Below are 17859 nucleotides of genomic sequence, written 5' to 3'. Positions count from 1 at the left end.
TTCAATATGTTCGGGTAATCGCTGCAACGCTTGACGTTGTTGAGGAAAGTCCATGCTCGCACAGTCCTGCGATGGCTGTAGTGTTCGTGCCTATCGAAGTCATAAGATAGGGTAGCTGTGTAGACAGCTAACGGCAGGGAACGGACCTAAGTCCTTTACGGATATGGTTCTACTACCTTTAAAGTGCCACAGTGACGTAGTCCTCGAAGAAATGAGAGGAGTGGAACGCGGTAAACCCCACGAGCGAGAAACCCAAATTATGGTAGGGGAATCCTTTCGAAGGAATTGAACTGAGAAAGGGACAGATTATTCTGTAGATAGATGATTACCACCTTGTAGTACGAGGCGAGAGCCGCTTGAAGTACGAATGGTACAGAACATGGCTTACAGAACATTTGAAATGATGAAACTGTTTAAAAACTCTTCATTATATGGAGAGTTTTTTGTAATTTAAACGTAAATTGTTCATAATGAAAATAGGAATTAAAATGAAAATAAGAAAAGAAAAGTTCATTCTTAATCTGAATGAGATAGGTGGTAAAATGGCGAAATATACATTAATTGCTACTGCAGCTATGGGTATCGAAGCACTAGTCGCTAGAGAAATTAAAAGCCTAGGTTTTGAAGATGTTGTAGTTGAAAATGGTCGAGTATTATTTAAAGCAGACGAAGATGGAATTGTAAAAGCAAATTTATGGCTTAGAACCGCTGACCGTGTGAAACTTCGTGTTGGTGAATTCAAGGCAACTTCATTTGACGAGTTATTTGAAAAAACAAAAGCCTTACCTTGGCATATGTTTATTCCAAGAAACGGTCAATTTCCTGTGACAGGAAAATCTCATAAATCAAAATTATTTTCAGTATCTGACTGCCAAGCAATTGTCAAAAAAGCAATTGTTGATAAATTAAAAACGATTCAAAATGTTCAAGGTATGTTAATTGAAGATGGACCATTATTTCGAGTGGAAGTCTCTATTTTAAAAGATATCGTAACGTTAACGATTGATACAACAGGTCGTGAAGGCTTACATAAAAGAGGATATCGTGTAGATCAAGGTGAAGCACCACTAAAAGAAACACTTGCGGCTTCATTAGTATTACTAACGAATTGGAATGCTGATTTACCATTTGTTGATCCATTTTGTGGATCTGGTACTATTCCAATTGAAGCTGCATTAATCGGACAAAATATCGCTCCAGGATCGTTTCGAAGCTTTGCGTCTGAAGATTGGCATTGGATTGGCAAAAAAAGATGGAATGAAGCTAGACAAGAAGCAGAAGACTTAGCAAATTATGATCAAAAACTTGAAATAATCGGATCAGATATAGATCATCGAATGATTAATGTTTCAAAAGCGAATGCTGATGAAGTAGGATTATCTGATTCAATTGCATTTAAACAAATGCAAGTAAAAGACTTTACTACTAAATCTGAGTATGGGTATGTTGTGACCAACCCACCATATGGTGAGCGATTAAACGATCGACCTTACGTTGAAAAGTTATATTCAGATATGGGGAATGTCTTTACAAAATTAGATACATGGTCAGTGTATGTCCTAACTAGTCATGAGGGATTTGAACAATTTTACGGTAAACCAGCAACAAAAAAACGTAAATTATTTAATGGTTTTATTAAAACAGATTATTATCAATACTTTGGAAAACGACCTCCAAGAAGAATTGAAGAGTAAAAATGTTAAAACGGTGTTCCCAATCGTCCACATTCAGACGATTGGGGCACTTTTTTTTATAATAACTTATTTCGTTAAAGATCTTACGAACAAAATTTGAACAAAATTGTGATAGCTTTGTTAACATCATAAATTTATTGAAGGTACAATTCTAAATCCATGATTTTTTTCAAGTAAGTGTGCAACATGCCAATTCGTTTCTGCAGTACTTTTATATTGAGTAACTAGATCATGGAATTCATCATTGGAAAAACTTTTTTCATGCTGAAGTAAGTAAAGGTCTCTTACAACACTTATATCATCATTCGTATCAAAATTGGTCTGAATTAAAGAGTATAAGTACAAATAAACACCCCCAAACTACCATTTTTATCATCATTTTATAGATTTCCCGATAATTTGAATGTTATTGGTATTAGATAAAATAGAAATTTAATTATTTCTTTTAAAAGAAGAATGATAATTTGTTACAATAAATCTAGAAAAATAACCCAATTAAGGACTGATCAAAATGAAAAAACCACGTATCGGGATGGTAGGATTAGGCAATATTGCACAAAAAGCGTATCTACCAATTCTTACAAAAGAAGAAAACTGGGAATTTATCGGAGCATTTTCACCAAATAAAGATAAACGTAAGAAAATATGCTCACAATATCGAATTCATGATTTTGAAAGTTTGAATTTACTTGCTGACCAAAGTGATGCAGTATTTGTACATAGTTCAACTAGCTCACATTTTGAGGTAGTATCGTATTTATTAAATAAAGGTAAAGCTGTGTATGTTGATAAGCCACTAGCAGCTACAGTGCCTGAATCAGAAAAATTAGTTGAATTAAGTATTAAACTAAATCGAAAACTTATGGTTGGATTCAACCGCCGATTCTGTCCAATGTATGTGCAGGCAAAAGAACAGGCAAAGAATATAGCTTTAATTAGATTTGAAAAGCATCGCGAGAATAAAATCGGATCAAATTCTTTCGAGTTTACGATGCTAGATGATTATTTACATTTAGTTGATACAATTAGATGGTTTGCAGATGGGGAAGTTAACTTCATTAATGGTAGAGTTCAACTAAATTCTGATAATCAATTAGAGTATGCAACTCACCAGTATGAATCGATAGAAGGAACTACTATTAATACAGTAATGCATCGAAAGTCAGGAACAAACCTTGAGCGATTAGAATTAATTACTGAAGGTTCGATTATAAGGGTAAAAAATATGAACAACTTTGAAGTAGAAAAAAATAACTCAATAAATAATTCTTTTTCATCTTCTTGGGACACAACTTTAAAACAAAGAGGTTTTGAGGATTGTATTAACCATTTTATCAATTGCATATACTCTGATGAAAATCCATCGATTAATGGAGAAGAAGCATTAAAGTCTCAAATGATCGTTGAAGAAATGATAAAGCAAGCAAAGGGTTGGTAAAGAAAACTATAGGGAGATAATGGCGAGCTTTAAGAATTTAAAGCAAGGTTTATTTAATTCGTTTCTAATTCAACTTGTATGACTCAAGTAAACCTGCCTTATTTCCCTTGCCATTCCCTTACATTTTTTGTATGATAGCGGATAGAGACAATTTTTTAATAATATAATGGATCGAATAAATTTTCAAAATTAAAGTTCTCACAAGAGGACTTTTTCTTTTTAATTTACATTTTGGGGGTAGCAATGAGTCATTCAACTAAATTACCTTTTGAGGTAGGAAAGCAAGACCAATTTATTGAAAAGCTAGGGGAGTGGATTGGAGACGTTTTTTATGATTTATTACCAGATGCAGGCTTTGAATTAAGAGATGAGCAAGTCTTTATGGCTTATCAGGTTGAAAGAGCGTTTAAAGAGAAGAAAGTTATTTTTGCTGAAGCAGGTGTAGGTACAGGTAAAACGTTTGTCTATTTGCTATATTGTTTATGCTATGCAAGATATACTGGGAAGCCAGCTATTATCGCATGTGCTGATGAATCTTTAATCGAACAGCTAGTAAAGAAAAATGGAGACATTGAAAAATTATCGAATGCCCTAAATTTATCAATTGATGTTAGACTAGCTAAATCAACTACGAATTATTTATGTTTAAAAAAATTAGATTTACAACGCTCAGAAATTGAAGTATCGGATGCGGTATTATCGGTTTATGAAAATTTACCAAGTTTTGTAAATGACTATGGAACACTACAGAAATTCACTCCATATGGAGACCGTACAGAATATAAGGATTTAACAGATGAAGAGTGGGATACGATTTCTTATGATTATTTCCAAGATTGTTCTACTTGTGAACAAAGACATAGATGTGGACAAACTCTATCTAGAGAACATTATCGTAAAGCAACTGACTTAATTGTATGCTCACAAGAATTTTATATGGAGCATATTTGGACGGTAGAATCTAGAAAACGTGAAGGTCAATTACCATTACTACCTAACCCAAGTTGTGTAGTATTTGATGAGGGACATTTACTTGAATTTGCAAGTCAAAAATCATTAACCTATCGACTGCAACAAGAGACATTAAATACATTTTTATCATTTTTAATGCAATCAGGTACGCGTGAAAGCTTCCAGCAGTTACTAGAAGATACATTAGAAACTTACGATCAATTCTTTTATGAATTAGATAACAATACGGAAGAAGTTGAAGGATCTAGACGTTTTAAACTTAATATGAATGAAAGATTAATTAAATTAGCAAGGAGATTAAAGGCTCAAATTAGTAGCATTGGTGATGAATTAGTCTTTGAAAGTGAAATGTATACGATTGATGAATATCAATTAAATATTGTTGATGAACATTTAGATGATGTTGAACGTTGCTTAAATTTATTTATTAATGAAATTACTGCGATTCAATGGATTGAGTATAATCAAAATGAATTAACATTAGTCATCATGCCAAAAGCTGTAAATGAGCTTTTACAAGAAAAAGTCTTTAATCAAAAAATGCCGATTGTATTTTCATCTGCAACTCTTTCTCAAAATAGTTCATTTGATTATATTGCTGGCAGTTTAGGTATAAAAGATTACTTATCTTTTTCAGTCAATTCGCCGTTTGATTATGAAGAACAAATGAAAATCGAGTTAAATCAATTTGACTCAACCAAAATTGAGGAAAAAAATGAAAAGATTATTGAGAAGTTAAAGGATAATCAAGGAAGTACATTAATTCTCTTCAATTCAACTCAAGAAATGAAAAAATTTAAACTGCAAGTTGAAAAAGAAAACTTAGATTTCAATTTATATTTTGAAGGTGAAGAAGAAATTAGTTCAATTGTACAAAAATTCCAAGAAGACATTAACGCTTCTTTATGTGCTGTTCATTTATGGGAAGGATTAGATATTCAAGGGATGTCACTGAGTCAAGTGATTATTCACTCGCTACCATTCCCGCCAAATGATCCAGTATTCCAATCAAAACGTCAAAATTCACAAAACCCATACATCGAAATCGATGAACCGTATATGTTACTAAGATTACGCCAAGGAATTGGACGACTAATCCGTAGTCACGAAGATAAAGGAAAAATCATTTTATTTATCGAAAATGATTTAAACAGTGAAACGAAAGAAAAAATCTTAAACAGCTTACCTGTTGAACCATCATAAAAAAAGCTAGCTTATCGCTAGCTTTTTTTAGTGTGTTGAAATATATTGTCGTCAATATAAAAAATACGAACATTTAATGATATTCGATGCAATTTGCAATATTTTAAAATATGATCTTTTAACCGTCTCTTATTGATAGATTAAATAACTTTCAAAAATTTAACATAATTAACGTCATTATAATGGCATATATCATTTTTAGGCTCAATATGATTGGAACGAAAGGGTGCTCGACTCCTATGGGATTAGCGGGAAGGCTAAAGACCCCACAGGCAAGGCCGAGAAGGCTAAAGAATCTCGCCCCATGGAAAGCGAGCACACTGTAGTGGAAATCAAGATCACACAACTTATTTATCAGTGATATAATTCTAACTTAATTGACAGAGTTCTTTTTTTTAATTACATATCCCAACTCTAGATTTACTAAAATTACATTCAAAAAATTCCTTAAATGCGAAAAAAGCTGTATCTCCAGTCGAAATACTTTTACCATCAATCGGTAGATAATCCTTTTCTGCACGAACATTTTTAGTTATTGGACCATCTGGTAAGTAAGTAGGGCAAACAATCGTCCAATTTAACTGACTATCATTTAATAAGTTAAACGCTTTTTCATGATCGTTTGCCGCAGTTGTTGATTTTCTTTTTGATTCAGAGCTCAAATAACGAAGAATTGTTGGATCAACTCTTGATTGTAAAATACCCGCAGTTCCAATTGTAACGATCCGATTAATTTTTTTCATTTCAAGAAGTGGAATTAATAGTCCCATTGTTTTAGATAAAATATTTTCACCTTCAGTATTTAAAGTAGAAATTACTCCATCTACGTCTTTTAAAGCTAAATTTAAATCTTTTTCATTTAGCGTATTTCCTTTTAAAACCGTAAGAGCTTCATGATTAATCGTTATTTTTTGTTCATCTCTTACTAACGCAATTACTTCACATTTTGCTTCTAATAATAACTCCACTAAAAAAGAACCAACCCTTCCAGTTGCTCCTAATAATAATATTTTCATAACATCACCTTGCTGTATTGTACACTAATTTTAGTAAAGATGTCTTTTATATAAACTTAGTAAATTGGATATTCGTTAATGTAAGTACTTTTTTTCTTAATATTAATTCAATATAAAAGTTATGATAGAATGAAATTAACATACTAAAATTTAGAAATGAGGGGTAAAAATGGCAATTAATAAAATACAAGAAGAATTTATTGACTATTTAAAGAAAATAGAAAATTATAATGAAGCAATTAATGTTATGTACTGGGACTTAAGAACTGGTGCGCCTAAAAATGGAGCCGAACAAAGATCAAATGTCATCAGTCAACTTTCTGCAGATGTATTTGAAATGACAACATCCAGTACAATGGAAAACTATTTAAATTTATTAGAAAAAGAAATAGGCACAGGGAACTTGAATGAAATCATTGAAAAGTCTGTTAAGGAATGTAGAAAAAATTATGATTTAAATTGTAAAATCCCTAAAAATGAATATGCAGAATATGTAAAGCTATGTTCACTAAGTGAAAATGCTTGGGAAGATGCTAAAAGTGAAGGGGACTTTAGTAAGTTCCAACCATATTTAGAAAAAATTGTAGCAATGAAAAAACAGTTCATTGAATATTGGGGTTACAAAGAAAAGAAATATGATACGTTATTAAGCTTTTATGAGCCTGGTATGACAACTAGGAAATTAGATGAAGTTTTTGGAAAAGTAAGAGAAAGTCTTGTACCATTAGTAGCGAAAATTTCAAAATCTCAAACTAAACTAATTCGTAAAGAATTGTCACAACCAATTTCAATTGATATTCAAAAAGAAGTAAGTGAAGATATACTTTCAAAACTAGGTTATAATTTCGATTCAGGACGATTAGATGAAACAGTACATCCATTTCAAATCACATTGAATCCTGGTGATGTTCGTGTAACGACGAAATATATAGAAGATAACTTTATGAGTGCACTATTTGGAACGATTCACGAATGTGGCCATGCCCTTTATGAGCAAAATTTATCATTGAATTTAATAGGGACACCATTATGTGAAGGTGCATCAATGGGAATTCACGAGTCTCAGTCACTATTCTTTGAAAATATGATTGGAAGAAGTAAAGAGTTTTGGGAAACTCAGTATAAAAATTTAGTTGCGAAAACTGGTGATTATTTTAAAAATTTAAAGGTAGAAGAATTTTATAAAGCAATAAACCATAGTGAGCCTTCATTAATTCGAATCGAAGCGGATGAATGTACATACCCATTACACATAATGGTCCGATATGAAATTGAAAAAGAACTGTTTGATGGTGATTTACAAGTAAAAGATTTGCCAAAAGTTTGGAATGATAAAATGGAAGAATACTTAGGGATTGTACCATCAAACGATCGAGAAGGCGTTCTTCAAGATGTTCACTGGGCAGGTGGAGATTTTGGTTATTTTCCTTCGTATGCTTTAGGTGCGATGTACGCAGCTCAGTTTAAGCATAAAATGAAACAGGATTTAAGCGACTATGAAACGATATTAAAAAGCGGCGAGATTCATCAAATTGTTAATTGGCTAACTCTTAATATTCACCAATATGGAAAACTAAAAGAACCAAAAGAACTTTTAGTAGATGTTACAGGTGAAGATTTAAATGTGAAATACTTTATTGAGTACTTAGAAGATAAATACTTAAAGTTATATAATTTAGCATAATATAATTCGAGTGGAAGGAGGTTATTAAAACCTCCTAATACTCATTATTAAGGCAAACATTTATAAATGAGTAATTCCAAGTTATTTTTTATGTTTTTTTAATAAGTTCAAAAAATAGACATATTTAGATATTTAATAAATTAGTTTTTTATAGTATAGTAGATAAAAATGAAAGCGTGTTCATAAGTACTTGTTAAGTAGAGTTGAATCTGATGAGGGTAAATAGAAGATCTAAAGTAATCGGAATTAAGTTCAAAAAATATTCACTTATAGAAGGTCTTAAAGATATTTTTTTATAGTATTATAGATAAAAATGAAAGCGTGTTCATACTTTTTTGAAAAGGAGGTAATTTGAATGTTTTTTAGGACAGCTAGATCATTAGAACGAAATATTGAAGAAAAACGAATCAAGTTGCAAGAAGCTCAAAATCAAAATAATGACAATCATCATGAAGTAGTAAAGATTCGTCATCAGTTGGACACTGATTTAAGAGAACTACAGAAATTATTGAAAACGGTTGCAGGTAAACAATCGAAAATTAATATTAAACCAATATGATCAACAAGACCACAAATTATTTTTGTGGTCTTTTGTGTGTTAACTGTACTCAGAGTGAAAAAAACACTGTGCAGCTTGTATAAAATAATTTAAATAAATAGTTAAAAATCACTAATCAAAAATAAAATCTCCAAAATATAATAGAGTATATCGATTAATATCCATTTTTTTTATAAAAATGTGGAATGAGGTTCTAGATGGATTTTGAACTTGCAAGTCGGATTAGAAGATTATTTGCAGCGTGGATCGATGGCTCATTAAATCTTTTATTTTCTAAACTGGGGTTATTAATACTTGGGTTAGAAAGTAAAGACATTTTAGATTTATTTATGTTTAGTAGTAAGCAACTGTTTCTATATTCAATTTGGTCACTAGTAATTATTTTCTTATTTTATGTTATAGTACCTACTTATATCTGGAACGGACAAACAATAGGAAAAAGATTATTAAGTATTATGGTTATTAAGGATACTGAAGACTTAGTAGATTTCAAAACAATGACATTGCGCTCAATATTTGCTTTTTTTTGTCAGCTAAATTTGCCAATATTTATAGAAGCAATTGGGATTTTGTATCTTGTTGATTTATTTTTTATCTTCCGAAAAGATCGGAAAACATTACATGATTTAATCGCTAAAACGAAAGTTGTTTTTTATTAATAAAGCAGTAAAAAATACCCTTTAATGCTATTACAAGCTCTAAAGGGTATTTATTTTAATCTTATAATGAAGTTTTAGCTAAATATTCATCTAGTTGGTCAAAAGTACCAGTAAAGCCTTGTTGCATTGAATCTTTATTTGCAATAAATGCTGCAACTTCTTCATCAGTTGCATTTATTGGAAAACCTTTTAAAGTAATAGTTGTTTTACCGTCGTTTTCTTCTAAAATTAAAGTATTTTGAATTTCCAATGGCCAAACTTCAAAGAATGGAGCGCGAACCATATTACCTTCTTGATCAGAGAATGAATTAACAAATACAATTTTCTCAGGTTCGATAATTTCACCAAAAACAAATAATCCCCACATTATGAATCCTTCTGGTGATTCCATTTTATAGTGAAATTTACCTCCAGGTCTAAATTCTAACATTGCTACATCCATTGTAAAACCTTTTGGACCCCACCAGTTTTTAAGATGTTCTGCTTCTGACCAAACCTTGAATACTAATTCACGAGGCGCATCAAAAACCCTTGTTAAAACTAATCCTTTTTCATCTACATTAAAGGTATTTTTACTCATTATTAATTCCTCCATTTATTTTATATTTACTAATAATCTGCTAGGCGGCTTAATGTCTGTTTTCCGCCTTTAATAGTGCCGTATACTTCTCAACTTTATTACGAATTTTGGATTTCTCCAGACAGGTACTTCTCCTTTCAATAATAGTTAATACTAATCGAATTGTGTGCAGTGATTATGCAAGATTATTTGCCTTGTAATTTTTTTAAGTAATCGTCTAATTGATCGAATCTCTGTTCCCAGACGTGTCGGAATGACTTAATCCACGAATCCATTTCTTTTAGCGGCTGGGGTCTTAGTTTATAAATTCTTTTATTGGCGATTGGTTGAACTTCGACAAGCCCAGCTTCACTTAGAACGCGAAGATGCTTTGAAACCTGTGGTTGTTTAAGTCCTAAGCTTTCAGCAATTTCACCGACTGATAGAGGACCGTCACGTAAGAGTTCGACAATCTGTAACCGGTTCGGCTCTGCAAGAGCAATTAAAGTCGAATTCATAAATCGAATATACCTCATTAGGAATATTCCTGTCAAGGAATATTGGAGATGTAAATTTGTGATGATCGTAAAAAAATTGTACATAGACTTGAGTAGTATGTACGAAATGATTTGACAATATCCTTTTGTCGAGAAATATTATTTGAAAAATAAGATAATTATTCTTAATCCGTATATTTTTTATGTTACTATTTAGCTGACTGAAAAATTTAATTTTAAAAGGTGGGTGTTTTGATGAGCTTAAAAGAATATGAGGCTTCGTTTTTAGAGTATGTAAGGAAAATGTTAAACATTCAAGAAGCAATTAGTGTATTATATTGGGATCTTCGAACAGGTGCACCTAAAAATGCTGTTAGTCAGCGTTCAAATGTAATTAGTCAATTGTCATCTGATGTTTTTAAAATGAGTACTTCAAACGATATGGCTCACTATTTAATTACTATGGAAGAAGCAATTAGTGCAGGTAAATGTTCTTTAGAAGTTGAAAAAACTGTAAAATACTTAAGAAAGCAATATGATCAAAATAGGAAAATACCTGTTGATGAGTTTGAAGCCTTTGTTAAATGCCAAGCAATTTCTGAGAGTGTTTGGGCAGAAGCAAAGGAAGAAAACAATTTTGCTAAATTTGAACCTTATTTAACTGAAATAATTGAGTTTAAACGTAAATTTGTTGAATATTTAGGATACAAAGACTGCAAATATGATACATATTTAGATCAATATGAACCTGGAATGACTGTAAATAAACTGGATGAAGTATTTTCAGAAGTAAGAAATAAATTAGTACCGATTGTTAAAGCCGTAGCGACTAGTGGGAAAAACTTTGAAAAAGAAGAGATGAAAGCATTCGTTCCGATGCAAAAACAAAAAGAAATATGTGAACAACTATTAGCTTCTCTTGGTTATAATTTTGATGCTGGTAGATTAGATCCTACTCCACATCCTTTTGCTACCTCTCTTAATTTAGGTGATGTTCGAGTAACAACGAAATATCATGAAAATAATTTTGAAAAAGCCATTTTTAGTACAATTCATGAATGTGGTCATGCGCTATATGAGCAAAATATTTCCAAAGATTTGGAAGGTTTACCGATTGCTCAAGGTGCGTCTTTAGGCATTCATGAATCCCAGTCACTTTTATATGAAAAGATTATTGGACAATGCTATGAATTCTGGAAAAGAAATTATCCAAAGCTAAAAGAGCAACTTAATGGAGTGTTAGATCATGTTACTTTAGATGAATTTTATAAAGTGATAAATAATAGTAAGCCTTCATTTATTCGTATTGAAGCTGATGAATTAACTTATCCTTTACATGTAATGATTCGCTATGAAATTGAAAAAGATTTATTAGATGGCAAAATTCAAGTTGCTGAACTTCCTTCAATTTGGAATCAAAAAATGGAAGAGTATTTAGGCATAATTCCTGCAACTGATCGAGAAGGTGTTTTACAGGATGTACATTGGTCGATGGGGCATTTTGGATACTTTCCAACTTATGCATTAGGTGCGATGTATGCTGCTCAAATTAAAGCAACAATTGAAAAAGAATTACCGAATTTTAATGAATTAATTGAAACGAATGATTTTCAAACGATCCTTAATTGGTTAAAAGTGAATATTCACCAATATGGCGCAATGAAGGAACCGCAACAAATTTTGAAGGATGTCACTGGTGAAGAATTAAATGTTAAATATTATGTTGATTATTTAGAATCAAAATATACAAATTTGTATGAGTTGGAAGAAGTAAATAAGTCATAATAATGAATTAAAAGTGAATGGGGTTTAATTTAAGAATCGTTTAATGGAAATAATTGCGAATGTAGACTTGAGTAAAATGGGATATACTAAAACTGCACAACAGAAAGAAAACTCCTTTGAAACGCTTAGACAATTCTATTTATTTGTTCATGGTTCATGAATGAATAGTGAATTGTCTTTTTTTTATTTTCTAACTAATAATGCTTTACCTAAAAAAAATTAAGGTCAAAATGAATCTTCTGTAATTTTCCTGCTAGAAAGAATAATTTTCCTATTTATTACAAAAGGTAATCACTATAAGGAGTGGAAAATTATGCCTTTAATTTTATCTGTTGGGAAAGCTGTACCTAAATATAAAATCGATCAGGAAAATGTAGTACCTTTTATTCGAGAGCTTTTTTTGAAAAGATACCCTTCAATTGATCGCTTATTATCTGTATTTCAAAATGGTGAGATTCAAAGTCGATTTATTTCTAAGGAGCTTTCTTGGTATAGCGAAGAGCATAGCTTTGAACAAAAAAATCAGGCTTACACTGAAATCTCGATTGAATTAACAATTGAAGCTATTAAAAATTGTGTGACGAGTAATGAATTTTTATCTTCAGAAGTTAAATATGAAGAAATTGATGGAATTATTTTTGTATCTTCAACTGGAATTTCTACTCCAACAATTGATGCTCATATAGCAAATATCCTGCCATTTAGTTCTTCTATTAAAAGAATACCAATATGGGGATTAGGATGTGCAGGTGGTGCTAGTGGTATTTCGAGAGCATTTGATTATTGTAAAGCCCATCCAAAGTCAAATATTTTACTAGTTGCCGTTGAATTATGTAGTTTAACTTTTCAAAAAGAAGATCTTTCCAAGAGTAATATAATAGGAACATCATTATTTGCCGATGGAGCAGCAGCTGTACTAGTTATTGGCGATGAAAGTGATTTGAAAAATCGAACGATACATAAATCTTTACCGTCAATTGAACAAACTAATTCAACTCTAATGCCAAATTCATTAGACGTTATGGGATGGGATGTTCGGAATGATGGTTTATTTGTCATTTTTTCAAGGGATATACCATCGATCGTTAAAAATTGGTTACAACCTGTTGTTTCAAATTTTTTAACGGAAAATGAACTAACAATAACTAATATAACGCATTTCATTGCTCATCCTGGTGGAAAGAAAGTATTAGATGCGTATATCGAATCATTGAATCTTTCTGAAGCGAAAATTGAAATTTCCTTAAATATTTTAAAATCATATGGAAATATGTCATCTTGTACTGTTTTATTTGTGTTATGTGAGTTTATGAAATTAGGAAAAACGAATGAATACGGTCTTCTTTGCGCTTTAGGACCAGGATTCAGTTCAGAGTTATCATTGTTAAAGTGGGTAGAATGCTAATGTTAAAGATTATTTTTTTATTCATCATCATACAAAGAGTGATTGAGTTAGGTATAGCAAAGAATAATGAGAAAAAATTAAAAATGCGCGGTGCACTTGAATTTGGCCAAGAGCATTATAAATTTTTTATCCTATTACATAGCATGTTTTTTATATCAATTTTAATTGAGAATTATTTTATTCAATATGTAGAAATTGGATTTCTTACAATTTTTATCGTCGTTTTTATCATTTTACAGTTAGCAAGGGTATGGGTTATTTCATCGTTAGGGGAAAGATGGAATACTAAAATCATTATTTTACCGAATGAAAAATTAGTAAAACGGGGTCTTTATAAATATATCAAGCATCCAAATTACATAATCGTTACAATTGAATTATTAGTAATACCAATTATGTTTCATGCGTATATTACAACAGTTATCTTTTCTGTTTGTAATTTAATTTTATTAAAAGTAAGAATCCGAGAAGAAAATAAAGCGCTTTTACAATCAATCGAATAGTTATTGACAAATGGAAAATAACTGATTATGATTAATGTAGAATGAAAATCATTATCAACTTCGAAAGGTTGTGCGTCAAATGGTTCTTGGATTTGTGTCAGCTACAATTCTTTTATACTTTTTATTAACTAAATATGTACTTAAACAAGTTCAAAACTAGGTGATGTTGCCTAGTTTTTTTATTTTATATGCATATGCCTATACATTCTTCTTCCAAATTAATATATATGGGGATAAAATAATGCTAGGGAAATGATTTTAGTATGAAATGAAATGGGGAAATCACGTTGCAAAACACTAAGATTAACAGAGGGGAATTACTGAATAAGGTTTCTTCAGGTATCAATTTGCTTTCTGAACAAGGAAATTCGAAGGAATTATTTCAATTAAAAAAATTAGCATACAAAATACAAAATAAAGAAAGCTATTACGTATTTTGTGGGCATTTCTCTGCTGGAAAGTCATCATTACTAAATGATCTTTTACAAGTAGAAAAACTACCTACAAGCCCAATTCCTACAAGTGCAAATGTCGTAAAATTAAAAAATGGCGAAAGCAAAATGTTAATTACTCTTAAAGATGGTGAAATGTATCAGATTCAAGAGGATATTCAAGTAGATGAACTAAAAAAGTTAGCTTCTGATAGTGGTTCAATTATTGAGCTTGAGTGGGCACAAGAAATTTTTAAAATTCCTGCTGGATCTGTTTTAATTGATACTCCTGGAATTGATTCTACAGATATGGATCATTTAGAGGCGACAAACTCAGTCATTCATCTAGCGGATAGTATTTTTTATTTGATGGATTATCAACATGTTCATTCGAAAACAAATATCGATTTTATTCATAATTTAGTTGAAAAAAATAATAAAGTTTGTTTGGTTATTACATGTATTGATAAACATGATGAAACAGAATTGACGTTTGAACAGTTTAAACATGGTGTAATTGGAAACTTGAAAAAACAAGGATTAGGTAACTTACAAGTATTTTATATTTCTTCAAGAGATAAATCTGTTAATAATAATGAATATAATCAATTTGTAAATTATTTAAATGATTTATACAGTCATCAAGATGTAGTTCAATTAGAAAATGATTATGCAAGCTTTTTAACAATTATGAATGAACAAATACAACAACTTGAGAACGATTACATTGATCTCGATCAAAATGCTGATGAGATTAGATCAGTTTATAATGATTTAAATAATGAAATAGAAGTTATTGAAAAATCTGTTTCTTCATTTGAGGAAAATTGTTTGCAGTCTACACAGCAAGTTCTTACTAATTCAAACATTACACCATTTGAGATGAGAGAATTGGCATCAAAATATTTAGAATCCGAAAAAGCATTGCAAAATAAAGGATTATTTCAATCAAGAAAAAAACTTGAAAATGCTTTACATGAATCTAAAAGTCAATTTATTCACAAAGTTCAAGAATTAACGAATAAACAAATTGAGTATTTCGTAAAAGAAGCGGCAATTCGAACTGTGAAACAAATTGAAAATAATAAAATTGATAGTAGTGACTATGATAAAATCTTAGAGCCTAAATTGAGTGAAGAGGTAATATGTCCAAAGCCATCTCATTTGATTGATACAGGCGGAAATTATTTATTACAGTATACGAAGGAAGTAAGTGAAGGGATTAAGGCGGTATATCGTAAAAGTATTTCCGAATTTATTTACACACTTTCAAAAGAACTTAAGGTGCAAAATGAAGCAACTATTGTAAAATTAAAAAATCAAAAGAATGATTTGCAATCAAAAATAGATGGATTTGATGAATTAGAGTTTAATAATCAAAAAATTTCACATATGGTTTTAGAAATTAAGACGATTTTAAATAATCATCAAGAATTTAAACAAGACCTGCCGGAAATTATGCCTACTTTAATATCAGTAAGTGAATTAATTAATCATAAAATTTTAACTGTTCAAGCGCCGGAAATAAAAGAAGAACTTATTACTGACATTGTACAAACTAATTCAAAAAAATATTCAAACGAAGAAATACAAGCTAAATATGAAGTCGCTGATTTTATATTAGACGAATTAACATCAAACAAATTTATCCAGAATAAGATCGGTATTCTAAAAGAAAAAAGAGAACAAATAAAATCAAACGAATATACAATTGCTTTATTCGGAGCGTTTAGTTCTGGAAAAACATCCTATATAAATACTTTACTAGGTGATCGTGTATTACCAGTTTCTCCACACCCAACAACAGCGGCAATTTGTAAGATTAAACGATCAACTGTTGAATCAGGTAATAAAAAAGCTGATGTGAGTTATAAGTCAGAAGAATCTTTAAAAGAAGAGTTTCTTGATTTCTTCAAAAAATGGGGTGTGGAAGCAAATGAAAAAGAGTGGTTTAGTACTCTTCAAAATTTAATTAAGAAGCAAAAGGATAAAATTCCTACTGATGCTTTTGTTTATGCAGAAAGCGTATGTCAAAATTATGAAGAAATGAGAAGTCTACTCGGTACAACTAAGCGATATGACTTAAGTGAGTATGTAAGTGTTATAAGTGAAGAAAATAGAGCATGTTTTGTAAAAGAAAGTACAGTATATTTTGACTGTGATATAACGTTAAGTGGAATTGTATTAGTGGATACGCCAGGGGGAAATAGTATCCATTCAAGACATACTGAACTAGCATTCGACTATTTGAAAAAAGCGGATTTAATTTTATATGTTGCACATTATCAACATGCTTTCACACGTCAAGATGAGTCTTTCTTAATGCAAATCGGACGAATGAGAGAAAGTTTTGATAGTGATAAAGTTTACTTTGTGTTAAATGCTTCAGACTTAGCGAAGGATCAAAACGAAATTGAAATCGTGCAAAATTTCTTTATAAACCAATTAACGAAACTAGGAGTACGTTTCCCATCTGTTTTTGCTATTTCAAGTATGCTTCAGATGAAGGGATATAGTAATTCAGAGTTAAATTTAGAAATCCAGCATAATTATGAGAAACTAAACACGAAAATCCAAAATTTCTTCCAATTTGAAATAGCGAATGAAGTCTTTAAAACATTTATTAATGACTTATTAACAATTGAAAAAATCTTACGTGATACGATTAATCGATTCGAAAGAATAAAACGTGAAAAAGATCAATTTTTCAGCGAACTTGTACAAATTCAGAAAAAAGTTAAAGAAGCGATTAAAAATGCAGAACCTACTAATTTACCAAGAGCATTTATGAAAGAAAACGAGCAATTAATTTTCTTTATCGAAAAACGTATTGAATTAAGGATGCGTGATTTATTCCCTTATTTCTTTAATCCAAGTATTTTCAATAATAATACGAAAAATATTAAACAATTATTTGTAACTAAAATTCGCGAATTTATTTATGAAGTATTGGAAGAGATTTTAAAGGAATTAAGAGTTACAGGATTTAGATTGGAAAAGTTTTTAACGAATGAAATTTCAATGTCACAAGATCGTGTACTTGATGAAATACATTCTATACAATCAGAATTTATCGTTCAAAAAAGCGATATAAATGAGATTATACCTGTTTCGATAAAAAATCCTGATCAATTTATTAATGTAGATCAATTTGAAAGTTTAAAGAATTACTTTAAAAATCCAAAAAGCTTTTTTGTGGAAAACATGAAAGAAACGATGATTGATGAATGCATTAATGAATTGAGAACACCATTAAAAGAGTATTTATCAAAAATGAATAGCTTATTTGCAGAGCATTATCACATTCAATATGTTGACGCGTTAAATTCTGTATTGCAAAACTGTAGCAATCAAATTGAAAATGATGTTCAACAAACGATTAAAGCAACTGAAAACTTAAATGAAGTAGTAGTAGACGAAAAAGTATTAAACTTATTCAAAAAATTAATTTAAT

General features: G+C 30.5%; 14 protein-coding genes and 1 other RNA gene. 11 read left to right on the top strand and 4 right to left on the bottom strand.

Going from position 1 to position 17859, the window contains the following annotated elements:
* Nucleotides 1–6 precede the first annotated feature (6 nt).
* Both rnpB and B6K90_RS00815 read left to right on the top strand, forming a co-directional pair.
* An RNA gene (gene rnpB / locus B6K90_RS00820) (RNase P RNA component class B) lies at nt 7–392 on the top strand.
* A 150-nt stretch (nt 393–542) separates the two neighbouring features.
* Complete coding sequence (locus B6K90_RS00815) at nt 543–1694, top strand: THUMP domain-containing class I SAM-dependent RNA methyltransferase (protein WP_088011404.1); 1152 nt, start codon at nt 543–545, stop codon at nt 1692–1694.
* Nucleotides 1695–1820: 126 nt separating this feature from the next.
* Here the strand turns inward: B6K90_RS00815 and B6K90_RS00810 are convergent, their stop codons facing one another.
* A complete protein-coding gene (locus B6K90_RS00810) occupies nt 1821–2039 on the bottom strand; it encodes a hypothetical protein (RefSeq protein ID WP_088010651.1) in 219 nt (72 codons plus the stop codon).
* Nucleotides 2040–2205: 166 nt separating this feature from the next.
* On the opposite strand from B6K90_RS00810, the gene B6K90_RS00805 reads away from it, so the two are divergent.
* Together B6K90_RS00805 and B6K90_RS00800 are read left to right on the top strand one after the other, a co-directional pair.
* On the top strand, nt 2206–3132 hold the full coding sequence (locus tag B6K90_RS00805) for a Gfo/Idh/MocA family protein (RefSeq protein ID WP_088010650.1): 927 nt from the start codon (nt 2206–2208) through the stop codon (nt 3130–3132).
* Between the two features lie 243 nt (nt 3133–3375).
* Entirely contained in the window at nt 3376–5307 is a 1932-nt protein-coding gene (locus B6K90_RS00800) for an ATP-dependent DNA helicase (RefSeq protein ID WP_088010649.1), read from the top strand.
* A gap of 395 nt (nt 5308–5702) precedes the next feature.
* Here the strand turns inward: B6K90_RS00800 and B6K90_RS00795 are convergent, their stop codons facing one another.
* Entirely contained in the window at nt 5703–6323 is a 621-nt protein-coding gene (locus tag B6K90_RS00795) for an NAD(P)-dependent oxidoreductase (protein ID WP_088010648.1), read from the bottom strand.
* Between the two features lie 169 nt (nt 6324–6492).
* On the opposite strand from B6K90_RS00795, the gene B6K90_RS00790 reads away from it, so the two are divergent.
* The 3 genes from B6K90_RS00790 (at nt 6493) to B6K90_RS00780 (ending at nt 9225) form a co-directional block, all read left to right on the top strand.
* A complete protein-coding gene (locus tag B6K90_RS00790; protein ID WP_088010647.1) occupies nt 6493–8007 on the top strand; it encodes a carboxypeptidase M32 in 1515 nt (504 codons plus the stop codon).
* Nucleotides 8008–8362: 355 nt separating this feature from the next.
* Nucleotides 8363–8566, top strand: a complete 204-nt coding sequence (locus tag B6K90_RS00785) for an aspartyl-phosphate phosphatase Spo0E family protein (RefSeq protein WP_056466554.1) — start codon at nt 8363–8365, stop codon at nt 8564–8566.
* A 197-nt stretch (nt 8567–8763) separates the two neighbouring features.
* The gene (locus tag B6K90_RS00780) at nt 8764–9225 is read left to right on the top strand and encodes an RDD family protein (protein ID WP_088010646.1); all 462 of its coding nucleotides are present in this window, start codon (nt 8764–8766) and stop codon (nt 9223–9225) included.
* 61 nt (nt 9226–9286) lie between these two features.
* Here the strand turns inward: B6K90_RS00780 and B6K90_RS00775 are convergent, their stop codons facing one another.
* Both B6K90_RS00775 and B6K90_RS00770 read right to left on the bottom strand, forming a co-directional pair.
* Complete coding sequence (locus tag B6K90_RS00775) at nt 9287–9805, bottom strand: SRPBCC family protein (RefSeq protein WP_088010645.1); 519 nt, start codon at nt 9803–9805, stop codon at nt 9287–9289.
* Between the two features lie 185 nt (nt 9806–9990).
* On the bottom strand, nt 9991–10320 hold the full coding sequence (locus B6K90_RS00770) for an ArsR/SmtB family transcription factor (RefSeq protein WP_235821680.1): 330 nt from the start codon (nt 10318–10320) through the stop codon (nt 9991–9993).
* Nucleotides 10321–10536: 216 nt separating this feature from the next.
* Between B6K90_RS00770 and B6K90_RS00765 the strand changes: the two genes are divergently transcribed.
* The 4 genes from B6K90_RS00765 (at nt 10537) to B6K90_RS00750 (ending at nt 17858) form a co-directional block, all read left to right on the top strand.
* Entirely contained in the window at nt 10537–12066 is a 1530-nt protein-coding gene (locus tag B6K90_RS00765; protein ID WP_088010644.1) for a carboxypeptidase M32, read from the top strand.
* Between the two features lie 313 nt (nt 12067–12379).
* Nucleotides 12380–13471 carry a type III polyketide synthase gene (locus tag B6K90_RS00760; protein ID WP_088010643.1) on the top strand — a complete coding sequence of 364 codons (1092 nt, stop codon included), beginning with the start codon at nt 12380–12382 and terminating at the stop codon, nt 13469–13471.
* The gene (locus B6K90_RS00755; RefSeq protein WP_088011402.1) at nt 13471–13974 is read left to right on the top strand and encodes an isoprenylcysteine carboxyl methyltransferase family protein; all 504 of its coding nucleotides are present in this window, start codon (nt 13471–13473) and stop codon (nt 13972–13974) included. The genes B6K90_RS00760 and B6K90_RS00755 overlap by 1 nt, the downstream gene beginning before the upstream one ends.
* A gap of 287 nt (nt 13975–14261) precedes the next feature.
* Nucleotides 14262–17858, top strand: coding sequence for a dynamin family protein (locus B6K90_RS00750; RefSeq protein WP_088010642.1), 3597 nt, complete (start codon nt 14262–14264; stop codon nt 17856–17858).
* The last annotated feature ends 1 nt before the right edge of the window (nt 17859 follow it).

The sequence above is a fragment of the Gottfriedia acidiceleris genome (genome assembly GCF_002128425.1).
GTDB classification, from domain to species: Bacteria; Bacillota; Bacilli; order Bacillales; family Bacillaceae_G; genus Gottfriedia; species Gottfriedia acidiceleris.
Note: the sequence above shows the minus strand (reverse complement) of the source record. Positions and strands in the feature narration are given on the sequence as shown.

Bases quoted from the DNA above. Each gene is read 5' to 3' on its own strand.
- B6K90_RS00815 (WP_088011404.1), top strand. From the start codon at position 543: ATGGCGAAATATACATTAATTGCTACTGCAGCTATGGGTATCGAAGCA.
- B6K90_RS00805 (WP_088010650.1), top strand. From the start codon at position 2,206: ATGAAAAAACCACGTATCGGGATGGTAGGATTAGGCAATATTGCACAA.
- B6K90_RS00800 (WP_088010649.1), top strand. From the start codon at position 3,376: ATGAGTCATTCAACTAAATTACCTTTTGAGGTAGGAAAGCAAGACCAA.
- B6K90_RS00795 (WP_088010648.1), bottom strand. From the start codon at position 6,323: ATGAAAATATTATTATTAGGAGCAACTGGAAGGGTTGGTTCTTTTTTA.
- B6K90_RS00790 (WP_088010647.1), top strand. From the start codon at position 6,493: ATGGCAATTAATAAAATACAAGAAGAATTTATTGACTATTTAAAGAAA.
- B6K90_RS00785 (WP_056466554.1), top strand. From the start codon at position 8,363: ATGTTTTTTAGGACAGCTAGATCATTAGAACGAAATATTGAAGAAAAA.
- B6K90_RS00780 (WP_088010646.1), top strand. From the start codon at position 8,764: ATGGATTTTGAACTTGCAAGTCGGATTAGAAGATTATTTGCAGCGTGG.
- B6K90_RS00775 (WP_088010645.1), bottom strand. From the start codon at position 9,805: ATGAGTAAAAATACCTTTAATGTAGATGAAAAAGGATTAGTTTTAACA.
- B6K90_RS00770 (WP_235821680.1), bottom strand. From the start codon at position 10,320: ATGAGGTATATTCGATTTATGAATTCGACTTTAATTGCTCTTGCAGAG.
- B6K90_RS00765 (WP_088010644.1), top strand. From the start codon at position 10,537: ATGAGCTTAAAAGAATATGAGGCTTCGTTTTTAGAGTATGTAAGGAAA.
- B6K90_RS00760 (WP_088010643.1), top strand. From the start codon at position 12,380: ATGCCTTTAATTTTATCTGTTGGGAAAGCTGTACCTAAATATAAAATC.
- B6K90_RS00755 (WP_088011402.1), top strand. From the start codon at position 13,471: ATGTTAAAGATTATTTTTTTATTCATCATCATACAAAGAGTGATTGAG.